The sequence below is a fragment of the Citrobacter sp. Ce129 genome, assembly GCF_030334545.1.
In the GTDB taxonomy this organism is placed as follows: Bacteria; Pseudomonadota; Gammaproteobacteria; order Enterobacterales; family Enterobacteriaceae; genus Citrobacter; species Citrobacter europaeus.
The window spans coordinates 248,387-262,380 of sequence record NZ_JAOWDS010000051.1; the positions used below are offsets into that span (position 1 = coordinate 248,387).

A 13,994-nucleotide genomic window follows, 5' to 3' on the forward strand; every position below is an offset into this window, starting at 1 on the left:
CGTCGCCATCCGGCAATAAGCGATTACGGCTCAAACGGTCGGCGCTGGAACTGATCGTGTCCGCATTTCGGACATAATGGCAGCACATCCGGGGTGTAAACCGCCAAATGGAAGTGGCACTTCTCGCAGACCAGATTACCTAATCCGACCACCTCGCCGCTGTGATAAACCCCGTGATGACTGAGGTCCTGGAACACTTCGCGCCATTCGAGCTGCGTTTTATCGGTAATATCGGCCAGTTCCTGCCAGATACTCTCTTTGATAACCTGCATAAAGACGCTGTCTGTCTCCTCATCGAGACTTTCTTCATAGCTCAGAGCAAACTCTTCCAGGTCACGTCTGACGGCCCGGGTGACCTCTTCCACCTCGGTTCGCGTTAACTCCCCGGTCTGCATAACTCGTTGACGCGCCTGCTCCACCAACGCATCGATATCGCGTTCGCCATTACGCAGACGTTCGCTCAGTGAAGCCACCAGTTCACGGTAATATTGAGCAACCTTGTTCATCGCTTCGCCTCCTGGGTCGTTAACTGTCTATAATAATAGACGTTATTTACGCTACGCTTTGCAAGACTGTCCACAGAGTGTGTAAATTCGTGCAAGAATTATCCTTGCGGGAATTCAACGCTGAATGCGCGAAAGGCTGTTTTGGCGCGGGCGTTTGGGCTATGCTATGCGGATCTGAAACACCACATCTAGAGCTACGTTTGTAGCTGTATTGAAAACAGGACCACTGGCTGCCATGCAAGAGCAATACCGCCCGGAAGAGATAGAATCCAAAGTACAGCTTCACTGGGATGAGAAGCGCACATTTGAAGTTACCGAAGACGAGAGCAAAGAGAAGTATTACTGCCTGTCTATGCTTCCCTATCCTTCTGGTCGACTACACATGGGCCACGTACGTAACTACACCATCGGTGACGTGATCGCCCGCTACCAGCGTATGCTGGGCAAAAACGTACTGCAGCCAATTGGCTGGGATGCGTTCGGCCTGCCTGCGGAAGGCGCTGCGGTTAAAAATAACACCGCGCCGGCACCGTGGACGTACGACAACATCGCTTACATGAAAAACCAGCTCAAAATGCTGGGTTTCGGTTATGACTGGAGCCGTGAGCTGGCGACCTGCACCCCGGAATACTACCGCTGGGAACAGAAGTTCTTCACCGAGCTGTACAAAAAAGGCCTGGTGTACAAGAAAACCTCTGCGGTCAACTGGTGCCCGAACGACCAGACCGTTCTGGCGAACGAACAGGTTATCGACGGCTGCTGCTGGCGTTGCGATACCAAAGTTGAGCGTAAAGAGATCCCACAGTGGTTCATTAAAATCACCGCCTACGCTGACGAACTGCTGCGCGATCTGGATAACCTGGACCACTGGCCTGACACCGTTAAGACCATGCAGCGCAACTGGATTGGCCGTTCTGAAGGCGTGGAAATCACCTTTGATGTGAATGGTTATGAGAATACGCTGACCGTTTACACCACCCGCCCGGACACCTTTATGGGTGCGACCTACCTGGCCGTTGCCGCAGGTCATCCGCTGGCGCAGAAAGCCGCTGCAAATAATCCTGAACTGGCCGCCTTCATTGACGAATGCCGCAACACCAAGGTTGCAGAAGCTGAAATGGCGACCATGGAGAAAAAAGGCGTCGATACTGGCTTTAAAGCCGTTCACCCGCTGACTGGCGAAGAGATCCCCGTTTGGGCAGCAAACTTCGTCCTGATGGAATACGGTACGGGCGCAGTCATGGCCGTTCCGGGCCACGATCAGCGCGATTACGAATTTGCCACCAAATATGGCCTGACCATCAAGCCGGTAATTCTGACCGCTGAAGGCGCAGAGCCGGACCTGTCAGAACAGGCGCTGACCGAAAAAGGCGTGCTGTTTAACTCCGGTGAGTTTGACGGCCTCGACTTCGAAGCGGCCTTCAACGCCATTGCTGACAAGCTGGTAGCCAAAGGCGTGGGTGAGCGTAAAGTTAACTACCGTCTGCGTGACTGGGGTGTTTCCCGTCAACGTTACTGGGGTGCGCCGATTCCGATGGTGACGCTGGAAGACGGTACCGTACTGCCTACGCCAGAAGACCAGTTGCCGGTTATTCTGCCGGAAGACGTGGTTATGGACGGCATTACCAGCCCAATCAAAGCCGATCCGGAGTGGGCGAAAACCACCGTTAACGGTATGCCTGCCCTGCGTGAAACCGATACCTTCGATACCTTTATGGAGTCGTCCTGGTACTACGCGCGCTACACCTGCCCGCAGTATCAGGAAGGCATGCTGGATTCCGACGCCGCTAACTACTGGCTGCCGGTTGATATCTACATTGGCGGTATTGAACACGCCATCATGCACCTGCTCTACTTCCGCTTCTTCCACAAACTGATGCGCGATGCAGGCATGGTCAACTCTGATGAACCAGCTAAACAGCTGCTGTGTCAGGGGATGGTGCTGGCTGACGCGTTCTACTATGTTGGCGCAAACGGTGAACGTAACTGGGTTTCTCCGGTTGATGCCATCGTTGAGCGTGACGAAAAAGGTCGTATCGTTAAGGCGAAGGACGCAGAAGGCCATGAGCTGGTGTATACCGGCATGAGCAAAATGTCCAAGTCGAAAAATAACGGTATCGACCCGCAGGTGATGGTTGAACGCTACGGTGCTGACACCGTTCGTCTGTTCATGATGTTCGCTTCTCCGGCTGATATGACGCTCGAATGGCAGGAATCCGGCGTTGAAGGGGCAAACCGCTTCCTGAAACGTGTCTGGAAACTGGTTTACGAACATACTTCTCAGGGGGATGTTGCAGCCCTGAACGCCGATGCGCTGAGCGAAGATCAAAAAGCGCTGCGTCGCGACGTGCACAAAACTATTGCTAAAGTCACCGATGATATCGGTCGTCGTCAGACCTTTAACACCGCGATTGCGGCGATTATGGAGCTGATGAACAAGCTGGCGAAAGCACCGCAGGAAGACGAACAAGACAGAGCCCTGATGCAGGAAGCCTTGCTGGCTGTTGTACGCATGCTCAACCCGTTCACCCCGCACGTTTGCTTCACCCTGTGGCAGGCGCTGAAAGGCGAAGGCGATATCGACAACGCGCCGTGGCCGGTGGCGGACGAAGCGGCAATGGTTGAAGACTCAACGCTGGTTGTGGTCCAGGTAAACGGTAAAGTACGTGGAAAAATCACCGTTCCGGTAAACGCCACTGAAGAGCAGGTTCGTGAGCGTGCTGGCCAGGAGCATCTGGTAGCAAAATATCTTGATGGCGTTACCGTACGTAAAGTGATTTATGTACCGGGTAAACTCCTCAATCTGGTCGTTGGCTAAGCGCGGGAGGAAGCGTGCGACTTCTGACAACATTGTTGTTATCTCTGGCGGTGCTTGTCACCGCCGGGTGCGGCTGGCATCTGCGTAGTACTACGCAGGTTCCACCCTCAATGAAAACCATGATCCTGAACACTGGCGATCCGAACGGCCCGTTAAGCCGCGCGGTTCGTAATCAGCTACGTCTGAACGGCGTTACGCTGCTTGAAGACGGTACAATGCGTAAAGATGTGACGTCCTTACGCCTTGGCGCGGTCAGCATTTCGCAGGATACGGCATCGGTATTCCAGAACGGTCAAACGGCTGAATACCAGATGGTGATGTCCGTAAGCGCAACCGTGCTGATCCCAGGTCATGATATTTATCCAATCAGCGCCAAAGTTTATCGCTCGTTCTTTGACAACCCACAGGCTGCACTGGCGAAGGATAACGAGCAGGACATGATTATCAAAGAGATGTATGACAAAGCGGCTGAGCAGTTGATTCGTAAGCTGCCGAGCGTACATCTGGCCGATACTCAGTCATCCAATGCTGATGCTGAGCCTGCGGTGAATAAAGCCGCGACGCCTGCGTCATCTCCGGCGCGTGTTTCCACCACGCTGGGTAACTGATGCTCAAGTTGTACCCTGAACAACTCCGCGCACAGCTCGATGAAGGGCTGCGCGCGGCGTATTTACTCTTAGGTAACGATCCTCTCTTATTGCAGGAAAGCCAGGACGCCATCCGTCAGGCTGCAGCAACGCAAGGATTCGAAGAACACCATGCTTTCACTCTGGACAACAGCACCGACTGGGGAGAGATTTTTTCACTCTGCCAGGCGATGAGCCTGTTTGCCAGTCGTCAAACCCTGCTTTTGCAATTGCCAGAAAATGGCCCGAATGCCGCCATTAACGAACAGCTTGCTTCACTCGTCACTTTGCTACATGACGATCTGCTGTTGATTGTTCGCGGCAACAAACTCACCAGGGCGCAGGAAAACGGCGCATGGTATACCGGGCTGGCGAAAAACGCGGTTCAGGTTAGCTGCCAGACGCCGGAGCAAGCACAGCTCCCGCGCTGGGTCGCCGCCAGAGCAAAGCTTAACAATCTGCAACTGGATGACGCAGCCAATCAGCTGTTGTGCTATTGCTATGAAGGTAATCTGCTAGCACTGGCGCAAGCGCTGGAACGGCTAGCGCTGCTTTGGCCAGATGGCAAGCTAACGCTGCCTCGCGTGGAGAAAGCCGTTAATGATGCCGCGCACTTTACCCCGTTCCACTGGGTGGACGCGCTGCTGATGGGCAAAAGCAAACGCGCGCTGCACATTCTGCAGCAGCTACGCCTGGAAGGCAGTGAGCCGGTTATTTTGTTGCGTACGATACAGCGAGAGTTGCTGTTGCTGGTTAACTTAAAACGGCAGTCGGCCCATACGCCTTTGCGCTCGTTGTTTGATAAACACCGGGTGTGGCAGAATCGCCGGGGTATGATGGGCGATGCGCTAAACCGGCTGAACCCCGCGCAACTGCGTCAGGCGGTAACGCTGTTAACGCGTACGGAAATTACGCTTAAACAAGACTATGGTCAGTCAGTGTGGGCAGAACTTGAGGGACTTTCCCTTTTGCTCTGTCATAAATCGCTGGCCGATGTTTTTATTGATGGTTGATATGAAATCATTGCAGGCTCTGTTCGGTGGCACCTTTGATCCGGTGCATTATGGTCATCTTAAACCGGTTGAAATTCTGGCGAATCTGATTGGGCTTTCCCGGGTCATCATCATGCCCAATAACGTCCCGCCGCATCGTGCGCAACCTGAAGCGTCCGGTGAGCAACGTAAGCGTATGGTTGAACTGGCCATTGCTGACAAGCCGCTATTTTCCCTGGATGAACGCGAACTGAAACGCGATACCGCTTCCTACACCGCACAAACGCTAAAAGAGTGGCGCGAGGAGCAAGGCCCAAACGTGCCATTAGCGTTTATCATTGGTCAGGATTCACTGCTTACCTTCCCTTCCTGGCATGACTACCACACCATTCTGGGGAATACCCATCTTATCGTGTGCCGACGTCCGGGCTATCCGCTCGAAATGGCGCAGGAAAAACACCAGCAATGGCTGGAGGATCATCTGACCCATTCAGCAGATGACCTGCACAACCTGCCTTGCGGAAAAATTTACCTGGCCGAAACGCCGTGGTTTAACATCTCCGCCACGCTCATCCGTGAGCGTCTGGAAAAAGGCGAGCCGTGCGACGACCTGATGCCAGGCGCAGTGCTTGACTATATCAATCAGCAGGGATTGTACCGCTAAGCACCTTGCGTAAGGCCGTCAACAGGCGGTTATTCTCTTCCAGGCTGCGAACGGCTACCCGATAATAGCGCGCATCCAGCCCCGGATAATTAGCACAACTGCGAATCAGGACGTGTTGTTCCAGCAACGCGCGTTGCAAATCAATATCCGCGCAATCGCAGCGTAATAAACGATAATTTGCCCGGCCGGGATACGTCGTCAGGCCGGGCAATTCTTGCAGCTGTTGATCAAACCGCGCCCCCTCTTGTTCCAGCCACTTCCACGTTGCCTGCTGATATGCGCTATCGCGTAAGATAATCTCGCCTGCCAGGGCAGCAAACGTATTAATTGACCACGGCATTTGTCGGCTGCGCATTTGTGCAACGGCCTGCTCGTGACTGTTGACCAGATACCCCAGACGCAGCCCCGGTATCGCATAGAACTTGGTGAGAGAGCGCAGCACCCAAATATGTGGGTTATCCCGCAGCAGCGGAATAAACCCCGGCTCCCCGGCAATAAAATCGATAAAGGCTTCATCGAGGATCAGAGCGATCCCAAGCCGCTCACAACGTGCGGCAATCTCACGTAGCAGGCGGTTATCCGGTAGTAACCCGGTGGGATTGTTGGGCGTACAGAGAAACAGGCAGTCCAGCTCTGAGGTTAACGCATCGAGGATCGCATCGGTAAGCTGCCAGCCGTCGTCTTCGCGCAGCGCAAACTCATGGATCGTACAGTCTCCCCATTGCAGCGCCCGACGATATTCCGCAAACCCGGGCGTCACGATCATCGCGTGGCGTGGCTTCAGGCCATGCACCAGGGTAAAAATAGACTCGGTCTCGCCGTTTCCAGCCAGGATCCACGAGGCCGGAATCTGATGATGCTCCGCCAGCGCCGCATGCAGTTTAGCGTAATCGACATCCGGGTAACGCTCCGCGCAGTCCAGGTTGTCGATGATCCCGCGTTTTAAACTTGCCGGCATACCCAACGGGTTAATATTCGCGCTAAAATCCAGCAAATGCTCAGGCGAGATGCCCAACAATTCGGCGGCTTCTCGGGTATTACCACCATGCGCGCTCTTCAATAAAGACATCGTGCCGCTCCACGTAAAAGAGGGTATTTTAGTGAAAAATCTCTGCGCAATCAGGGCAAACATCATATTTTGTGCGAATAGCCTGATGAGGAAGACATGAGACTCTGGTTAGTACGTCATGGAGAAACCGAAGCCAATGTCGCTGGTTTATACAGCGGCCACGCCCCCACACCGCTAACGGAACGGGGGATCGCTCAGGCGCAAACGCTGGGTAGGCTGTTACGCAATGTGCCTGTCGACAACGTTTTGTGCAGCGAGCTGGAACGCGCCCGCCATACAACACAGTTGGTCTTAGGGGATCGCGAGGTTGCGGTGCGCAATATGCCTGAACTCAATGAAATGTTTTTTGGTGACTGGGAAATGCGCCATCATCGCGATCTGGAGCGCGAAGACGCCGAAAACTACGCCGTGTGGTGTAACGACTGGCAGAATGCGACGCCCACAAATGGCGAAGGTTTTCAGGCATTTTCCCTGCGTGTGGAACGCTTCATTGCGCAACTCGCTGATTACAAAGCCTGCCAGAATCTGCTGGTGGTGAGTCATCAGGGCGTACTGAGCGTATTGATCGCCCGTCTGCTATCCATGCCAGCAGCGGCAATGTGGCATTTCCGCGTCGAACAAGGCTGCTGGAGCGCAATTGATTTTTGTGACGATTTTGCGGTTCTGAAAGTGCTCAACAGCCGTGCCGTATGGCACGACGGGGAGTGAAAGCGCTGTTTTTTATCTCGAAGGGGCTCTCTCCCATTGACACCCCATGACAGGCTGTTATTCTCCGCAACCTGACTTTTCCCGCCCTTCAGAGCTTTGCAGAAATTGTTTTACAAAAATGGCGATGCATTCTGTAGCGTGGGATGGGATGATAGCGCACTTCACAAGCGCTTTCGGAGACATTTGTCCCGATATCGCCTCTGGTTCAGGTATACTAACAGACGTTTTTAACTCTTTTCACCCAGGGGGAACACTTGCAGGGTAAAGCACTCCAGGATTTTGTAATCGACAAAATTGATGACCTGAAAGGTCAAGACATCATCGCCTTAGACGTTCAGGGCAAGTCCAGCATCACTGATTGCATGATTATCTGCACCGGCACATCCAGCCGTCACGTTATGTCTATCGCAGATCACGTTGTTCAGGAGTCCCGCACTGCTGGCCTGCTGCCGCTCGGCGTGGAAGGCGAGAATGTCGCTGACTGGATCGTCGTTGACCTCGGCGATGTGATTGTCCACGTGATGCAGGAAGAGAGTCGCCGCCTGTATGAACTGGAAAAACTCTGGAGTTAATGCGTGAAGCTGCAACTTGTCGCTGTGGGAACGAAAATGCCTGACTGGGTGCAAACCGGATTTACCGAGTATCTGCGTCGGTTTCCGAAAGATATGCCCTTTGAGCTGATCGAAATCCCGGCAGGAAAACGCGGCAAGAACGCGGACATTAAACGCATTCTCGACAAAGAGGGTGAGCAGATGCTGGCCGCAGCCGGCAAAAACCGCATCGTCACCCTTGATATCCCCGGGAAACCCTGGGATACGCCGCAGCTGGCGACCGAACTGGATCGCTGGAAACTGGACGGTCGTGACGTCAGCCTGTTGATTGGCGGGCCAGAAGGGCTCTCTCCCGCCTGTAAAGCGGCAGCGGAACAAAGCTGGTCACTCTCTGCGTTAACCCTTCCTCACCCTCTTGTTCGGGTTCTGGTAGCGGAGAGTCTGTACAGGGCGTGGAGCATTACCACCAACCATCCTTATCACCGTGAGTGATCATTGATTCTTGAGTAGATTAAGCAGCGGATGAAACTACAGAATTCTTTTCGCGACTATTCGGCTGAGTCCGCGCTGTTTGTGCGCCGGGCGCTGGTCGCTTTTTTGGGGATTTTGCTGCTCACCGGCGTGCTGATCGCCAACCTTTATAATCTGCAAATCGTTCGCTTTACTGATTATCAGACTCGCTCGAACGAAAACCGTATCAAACTGGTCCCTATCGCGCCAAGTCGCGGCATCATTTATGACCGCAACGGCATTCCGCTCGCCCTTAACCGCACCATTTATCAGATAGAAATGATGCCGGAAAAGGTCGACAACATTCAGGATACGCTCGACGCGCTGCGTAACGTCGTAGACCTGACGGACGATGATATTGCCGCCTTTAAAAAAGAGCGCGCCCGTTCACACCGTTTCACCTCTATTCCGGTAAAAACCAACCTGACTGAAGTTCAGGTCGCACGGTTTGCCGTTAATCAATATCGCTTTCCGGGCGTCGAAGTTAAAGGCTATAAACGTCGCTATTACCCCTACGGCTCTGCGCTAACCCACGTGATTGGCTACGTATCGAAGATCAACGATAAAGACGTGGACCGCCTGGACAAAGACGGCAAGCTGGCTAACTACGCGGCGACGCACGACATCGGCAAGCTGGGTATTGAACGTTATTACGAAGACGTCCTTCACGGCCAGACCGGTTATGAAGAAGTTGAAGTGAACAACCGCGGCCGCGTCATTCGCCAGCTGAAAGAAGTGGCCCCGCAGGCCGGGCACGATATCTATCTCACTCTGGATTTGAAACTCCAGCAGTACATTGAAACGCTGCTGGCGGGTAGTCGTGCCGCCGTGGTGGTTACCGATCCGCGTACCGGTGGCGTTCTGGCGCTGGTATCCATGCCGAGCTACGACCCGAACCTGTTTGTGGATGGCATCTCCAGCAAAGATTACTCCGGGTTGCTCAATGACCCGAATACCCCATTAGTTAACCGCGCCACGCAGGGCGTTTACCCCCCTGCTTCGACGGTAAAACCTTACGTCGCTGTTTCTGCGTTAAGCGCAGGCGTCATTACCCGCAACACCGGCCTGTTCGATCCGGGCTGGTGGCAGCTACCGGGCTCTGAGAAACGTTACCGCGACTGGAAAAAGTGGGGGCACGGTCATCTGAACATCACCCGTTCTCTGGAAGAGTCCGCAGATACGTTTTTCTATCAAATCGCCTATGATATGGGGATAGACCGGCTTTCAGAGTGGATGAGCAAGTTTGGCTACGGCCAATACACGGGTATCGATCTTGCCGAAGAACGTTCCGGCAATATGCCAACCCGCGAGTGGAAGCAAAAACGGTTTAAAAAACCATGGTACCAGGGTGATACCATTCCGGTCGGCATCGGTCAGGGTTACTGGACTGCAACCCCTATCCAGATGAGTAAAGCGCTGATGATCCTTATCAACGACGGTTTGGTAAAAGTCCCGCATCTGCTGATGAGTACGGCAGAAGACGGCAAGCAGGTGCCGTGGGTACAGCCGCACGAACCGCCCGTTGGCGATATTCATTCCGGTTATTGGGAAATCGCGAAAGACGGTATGTATGGTGTCGCGAACCGCCCTAACGGGACTGCGCACAAGTATTTTGCTGGCGCGCCTTACAAAATTGCGGCGAAATCCGGTACCGCACAGGTCTTTGGCCTGAAAGCCAATGAAACCTATAACGCACATAAGATCGCCGAGCGTTTACGTGACCACAAGCTGATGACGGCCTTCGCCCCTTATGATAAACCCCAGGTCGCTGTCGCCATGATCCTTGAAAACGGCGGTGCGGGTCCGGCGGTGGGCACTATTATGCGCCAAATCCTTGACCACATTATGTTGGGCGACAACAACACCAATCTGCCTGCAGAAAACCCCGCGGTTGCAGCAGCGGAGGACCAATAATCGTGACGGATAATCCGAACAAAAAAACATTCTGGGACAAAATCCACATCGATCCCACCATGTTACTGATTTTGCTGGCTCTGCTGGTCTACAGCTCACTGGTCATCTGGAGCGCCAGCGGCCAGGATATTGGCATGATGGAGCGCAAGGTCGGTCAAATCGCAATGGGTCTGGTCATCATGGTCGTGATGGCGCAAATTCCGCCCCGGGTTTATGAGGGCTGGGCGCCCTATCTCTATATCTTCTGCATTATTCTGTTGGTGGCGGTAGACGCCTTCGGCGCCATTTCCAAAGGCGCGCAGCGCTGGCTGGATTTAGGTATTGTGCGTTTTCAGCCCTCAGAAATCGCCAAAATCGCCGTGCCACTGATGGTCGCGCGCTTTATTAACCGAGACGTTTGCCCGCCATCGCTAAAAAATACCGCCATTGCGCTGGTGCTGATTTTTATGCCCACGCTGCTGGTCGCAGCCCAGCCTGACCTCGGCACCTCAATTCTGGTTGCCCTTTCAGGTCTGTTTGTCCTGTTCCTTTCTGGTTTGAGCTGGCGCTTAATCGGCGTTGCGGTGGTTCTGGTCGCAGCGTTTATTCCGATACTGTGGTTCTTCCTGATGCATGATTATCAGCGTCAGCGCGTCATGATGCTGCTCGACCCGGAAACCGACCCGCTGGGCGCGGGCTATCACATCATTCAGTCTAAAATTGCTATTGGCTCTGGCGGGCTACGCGGCAAGGGCTGGCTGCATGGTACGCAGTCGCAGCTTGAGTTTTTACCGGAGCGCCACACGGACTTTATCTTCGCAGTCCTGGCGGAAGAACTGGGTCTGGTGGGGATATTGATTCTGCTGACGCTGTACATTTTGCTGATTATGCGCGGATTATGGATCGCTGCTCGCGCGCAAACCACCTTTGGTCGCGTCATGGCGGGTGGCTTAATGTTGATATTATTCGTTTATGTCTTCGTAAATATTGGTATGGTGAGCGGTATTCTGCCCGTGGTTGGGGTTCCACTCCCACTGGTCAGTTACGGAGGCTCGGCACTTATCGTGCTGATGGCCGGGTTCGGGATTGTTATGTCGATCCACACCCATAGAAAAATGTTGTCGAAAAGCGTGTAAGGGGTACGCAATGCGTAAGCAGTGGCTTGGTATCTGCATCGCAGCAGGAATGCTCGCGGCGTGTTCGAGTGATGATGGTCAGCAACAGGTTGCTGTCGCGCCGCAGCCTGCGGTGTGTAATGGTCCGATTGTTGAAATCAGCGGGGCCGATCCGCGCTTTGAACCCCTGAACCCAACGGCGAATCAGGACTACCAGCGTGATGGTAAAAGCTACAAAATCGTCCAGGATCCCTCCCGCTTTAGTCAGGCCGGGCTCGCCGCTATTTATGATGCGGAACCCGGAAGCAACTTAACCGCGTCTGGCGAAGCGTTCGACCCGATGCAACTGACCGCTGCGCATCCGACGTTGCCAGTCCCAAGCTATGCCAGAATTACCAACCTGGCAAACGGCAGGATGATCGTCGTACGCATTAACGATCGCGGCCCTTATGGCAACGATCGCGTGATTTCACTTTCGCGTGCCGCTGCCGATCGTCTGAACACCTCCAATAACACCAAAGTACGTATCGACCCGATCATCGTCGCCCAGGATGGTTCCTTGTCGGGGCCGGGAATGGCTTGTACTACGGTCGCGAAACAAACTTATGCCCTGCCGGCACGTCCAGATTTAAGCGGTGGCGGCAATATGGGAAGCATGCCTTCGCCATCGGATGCAGGTCAGCCGCAAGGTGATATTCGTCCAATCAGCAATTCCACGCTGAAAAGCGATGATCCAACCGGCGCGCCAGTCAACAGCGGTGGATTCCTCGGTGCGCCGACCACGCTCGCAGCAGGTGTGCTGGAAGGCAGCGAGCCGACCCCGGCGCCACAACCGACTACCACCGCACCGGTATCGTCAACCGCGCCGGCAGCGACACCAGCAGCCGTCGCAGCACCTGCTCCAGCGGCAACCGCTAACGGACGCTACGTGGTGCAGGTTGGCGCTGTCAGCGAGCAGTCGCGCGCACAGCAGTATCAAAAGCGTTTAAGCCAGCAGTTTGGCGTCCCTGGCCGGGTAGTACAAAACGGCGCAGTCTGGCGTATCCAGATGGGGCCGTTCGCCAGCAAAACTGAAGCTTCCGCATTGCAGCAGCGTCTTCAATCCGAGGCGCAATTACAGTCCTTCATCACCGGCGTGTAATAACGTAAATCAGGTATCTGAACTGTCAGTTTCTGTAAATGACATTAACAAAGTCACGCGGAAAGTCAGATGCCTGCCAGTTATGCATTTGCTATAGTAGGGCACTTTTTTTAATTTCATCACGGACGTCGTAGTTCAGACCATGAAGACCACTTTTTCCGCTCGTTTCGTGCAGCGTATGGCGCTCACCGCGGCTCTCTGCGCAGCCTCTCTCTCTGCTGCCCATGCCGATGACCTGAATATTAAAACCATGATCCCGGGCGTTCCGCAGATCGATGCGGAGTCGTATATCCTGATTGATTACAATTCAGGTAAAGTTCTCGCAGAACAGAACGCCGATACTCGCCGCGATCCCGCCAGCCTGACCAAAATGATGACCAGCTACGTCATCGGCCAGGCGATGAAAGCCGGGAAATTCAAAGAAACCGATCTGGTTACCGTCGGTAATGACGCATGGGCTACGGGCAACCCGGTCTTCAAAGGTTCATCGCTGATGTTCCTTAAGCCAGGCATGCAGGTTCCTGTTTCTCAGCTGATCCGTGGCATTAACCTGCAATCCGGAAACGACGCGTGCGTGGCGATGGCGGACTTCGCCGCCGGTAGCCAGGATGCTTTCGTCGGACTGATGAACAGCTATGTGAATGCGCTGGGCCTGAAAAACACCCACTTCCAGACCGTTCATGGTCTTGATGCTGACGGCCAGTACAGCTCGGCTCGCGACATGGCGATGATTGGTCAGGCGCTAATTCGTGACGTGCCTAACGAATACTCTATCTATAAAGAAAAAGAGTTCACCTTTAACGGCATTCGTCAGCTAAACCGCAACGGCCTGCTGTGGGATAACAGCCTGAATGTCGACGGTATCAAAACCGGTCACACCGATAAGGCTGGCTATAACCTCGTTGCATCCGCAACTGAAGGCCAGATGCGTCTGATCTCCGCCGTCATGGGTGGTCGCACCTATAAAGGCCGCGAAACCGAAAGTAAAAAACTGCTGACCTGGGGCTTCCGTTTCTTCGAAACCGTCAACCCGCTGAAAGTAGGTAAAGAATTTGCCTCAGAACCGGCCTGGTTTGGTAACACCGATCGTGCATCGTTAGGTGTTGATAAAGACGTCTATCTGACCATTCCACGCGGTCGCATGAAAGATCTGAAAGCAAGCTATGTGCTGAACACCACTGAACTGCACGCACCACTGCAGAAAAATCAGGTTGTCGGTACTATCAACTTCCAGTTGGATGGCAAAACCATTGAGCAGCGCCCGCTGGTGGTCCTGCAGGAAATCCCTGAAGGCAACTTCTTTGGGAAAATCATTGATTACATTAAATTAATGTTCCATCACTGGTTTGGCTAAAAATCGAACACTTGAAAGTGTGATTTACGTCCCCATATACTAGGTAT

General features: G+C 53.8%; 13 protein-coding genes. 11 read left to right on the forward strand and 2 right to left on the reverse strand.

From position 1 onward, the window contains the following. Positions 1-23 precede the first annotated feature (23 nt). The gene (locus OGV77_RS03260) at positions 24-506 is read right to left on the reverse strand and encodes a zinc ribbon-containing protein (RefSeq protein WP_286502606.1); all 483 of its coding nucleotides are present in this window, start codon (positions 504-506) and stop codon (positions 24-26) included. Between the two features lie 235 nt (positions 507-741). On the opposite strand from OGV77_RS03260, the gene leuS reads away from it, so the two are divergent. From leuS to nadD, 4 genes are read left to right on the forward strand one after another with little or no spacing between them, the layout of a single operon-like run. Then, positions 742-3,324 (forward strand): leucine--tRNA ligase, encoded by a 2,583-nt coding sequence (gene leuS / locus OGV77_RS03265; protein WP_087051570.1) that lies wholly within the window; start codon positions 742-744, stop codon positions 3,322-3,324. Positions 3,325-3,338: 14 nt separating this feature from the next. Further along, positions 3,339-3,932, forward strand: coding sequence for an LPS assembly lipoprotein LptE (lptE, locus tag OGV77_RS03270; RefSeq protein ID WP_047412692.1), 594 nt, complete (start codon positions 3,339-3,341; stop codon positions 3,930-3,932). Beyond that, complete coding sequence (holA, locus tag OGV77_RS03275) at positions 3,932-4,963, forward strand: DNA polymerase III subunit delta (protein ID WP_043015573.1); 1,032 nt, start codon at positions 3,932-3,934, stop codon at positions 4,961-4,963. Before lptE ends, holA begins: the two co-directional genes overlap by 1 nt. Before the next feature lies 1 nt (position 4,964). After that, positions 4,965-5,606 (forward strand): nicotinate-nucleotide adenylyltransferase, encoded by a 642-nt coding sequence (nadD, locus tag OGV77_RS03280; protein WP_087051702.1) that lies wholly within the window; start codon positions 4,965-4,967, stop codon positions 5,604-5,606. Here nadD and cobD read toward each other — a convergent pair. Next, positions 5,581-6,675, reverse strand: a complete 1,095-nt coding sequence (gene cobD, locus OGV77_RS03285) for a threonine-phosphate decarboxylase CobD (protein WP_087051571.1) — start codon at positions 6,673-6,675, stop codon at positions 5,581-5,583. The genes nadD and cobD overlap by 26 nt on opposite strands. A gap of 96 nt (positions 6,676-6,771) precedes the next feature. On the opposite strand from cobD, the gene OGV77_RS03290 reads away from it, so the two are divergent. The 7 genes from OGV77_RS03290 to dacA all read left to right on the forward strand — a co-directional run bounded on the left by OGV77_RS03290 (position 6,772) and on the right by dacA (position 13,947). Further along, positions 6,772-7,383, forward strand: coding sequence for an adenosylcobalamin/alpha-ribazole phosphatase (locus tag OGV77_RS03290; protein ID WP_043015571.1), 612 nt, complete (start codon positions 6,772-6,774; stop codon positions 7,381-7,383). A 254-nt stretch (positions 7,384-7,637) separates the two neighbouring features. Further along, on the forward strand, positions 7,638-7,955 hold the full coding sequence (gene rsfS / locus OGV77_RS03295) for a ribosome silencing factor (RefSeq protein WP_003022728.1): 318 nt from the start codon (positions 7,638-7,640) through the stop codon (positions 7,953-7,955). A 3-nt stretch (positions 7,956-7,958) separates the two neighbouring features. Continuing rightward, positions 7,959-8,426 carry a 23S rRNA (pseudouridine(1915)-N(3))-methyltransferase RlmH gene (gene rlmH, locus OGV77_RS03300; protein WP_087051572.1) on the forward strand — a complete coding sequence of 156 codons (468 nt, stop codon included), beginning with the start codon at positions 7,959-7,961 and terminating at the stop codon, positions 8,424-8,426. A gap of 30 nt (positions 8,427-8,456) precedes the next feature. Beyond that, positions 8,457-10,358: a peptidoglycan DD-transpeptidase MrdA gene (gene mrdA / locus OGV77_RS03305; protein ID WP_043015570.1), complete on the forward strand. Its 1,902-nt coding sequence runs from the start codon at positions 8,457-8,459 to the stop codon at positions 10,356-10,358. Between the two features lie 2 nt (positions 10,359-10,360). Then, complete coding sequence (gene mrdB / locus OGV77_RS03310) at positions 10,361-11,473, forward strand: peptidoglycan glycosyltransferase MrdB (RefSeq protein WP_006685529.1); 1,113 nt, start codon at positions 10,361-10,363, stop codon at positions 11,471-11,473. A 10-nt stretch (positions 11,474-11,483) separates the two neighbouring features. Then, positions 11,484-12,593, forward strand: coding sequence for an endolytic peptidoglycan transglycosylase RlpA (rlpA, locus tag OGV77_RS03315; protein WP_043015569.1), 1,110 nt, complete (start codon positions 11,484-11,486; stop codon positions 12,591-12,593). Between the two features lie 142 nt (positions 12,594-12,735). Then, positions 12,736-13,947, forward strand: a complete 1,212-nt coding sequence (gene dacA / locus OGV77_RS03320; protein ID WP_003022711.1) for a D-alanyl-D-alanine carboxypeptidase DacA — start codon at positions 12,736-12,738, stop codon at positions 13,945-13,947. The last annotated feature ends 47 nt before the right edge of the window (positions 13,948-13,994 follow it).

Coding starts and splice junctions, on each gene's coding strand:
- nadD (WP_087051702.1), top strand. CDS start 4,965: ATGAAATCATTGCAGGCTCTGTTCGGTGGCACCTTTGATCCGGTGCAT.
- rlpA (WP_043015569.1), top strand. CDS start 11,484: ATGCGTAAGCAGTGGCTTGGTATCTGCATCGCAGCAGGAATGCTCGCG.
- leuS (WP_087051570.1), top strand. CDS start 742: ATGCAAGAGCAATACCGCCCGGAAGAGATAGAATCCAAAGTACAGCTT.
- holA (WP_043015573.1), top strand. CDS start 3,932: ATGCTCAAGTTGTACCCTGAACAACTCCGCGCACAGCTCGATGAAGGG.
- OGV77_RS03290 (WP_043015571.1), top strand. CDS start 6,772: ATGAGACTCTGGTTAGTACGTCATGGAGAAACCGAAGCCAATGTCGCT.
- cobD (WP_087051571.1), bottom strand. CDS start 6,675: ATGTCTTTATTGAAGAGCGCGCATGGTGGTAATACCCGAGAAGCCGCC.
- dacA (WP_003022711.1), top strand. CDS start 12,736: ATGAAGACCACTTTTTCCGCTCGTTTCGTGCAGCGTATGGCGCTCACC.
- OGV77_RS03260 (WP_286502606.1), bottom strand. CDS start 506: ATGAACAAGGTTGCTCAATATTACCGTGAACTGGTGGCTTCACTGAGC.
- mrdA (WP_043015570.1), top strand. CDS start 8,457: ATGAAACTACAGAATTCTTTTCGCGACTATTCGGCTGAGTCCGCGCTG.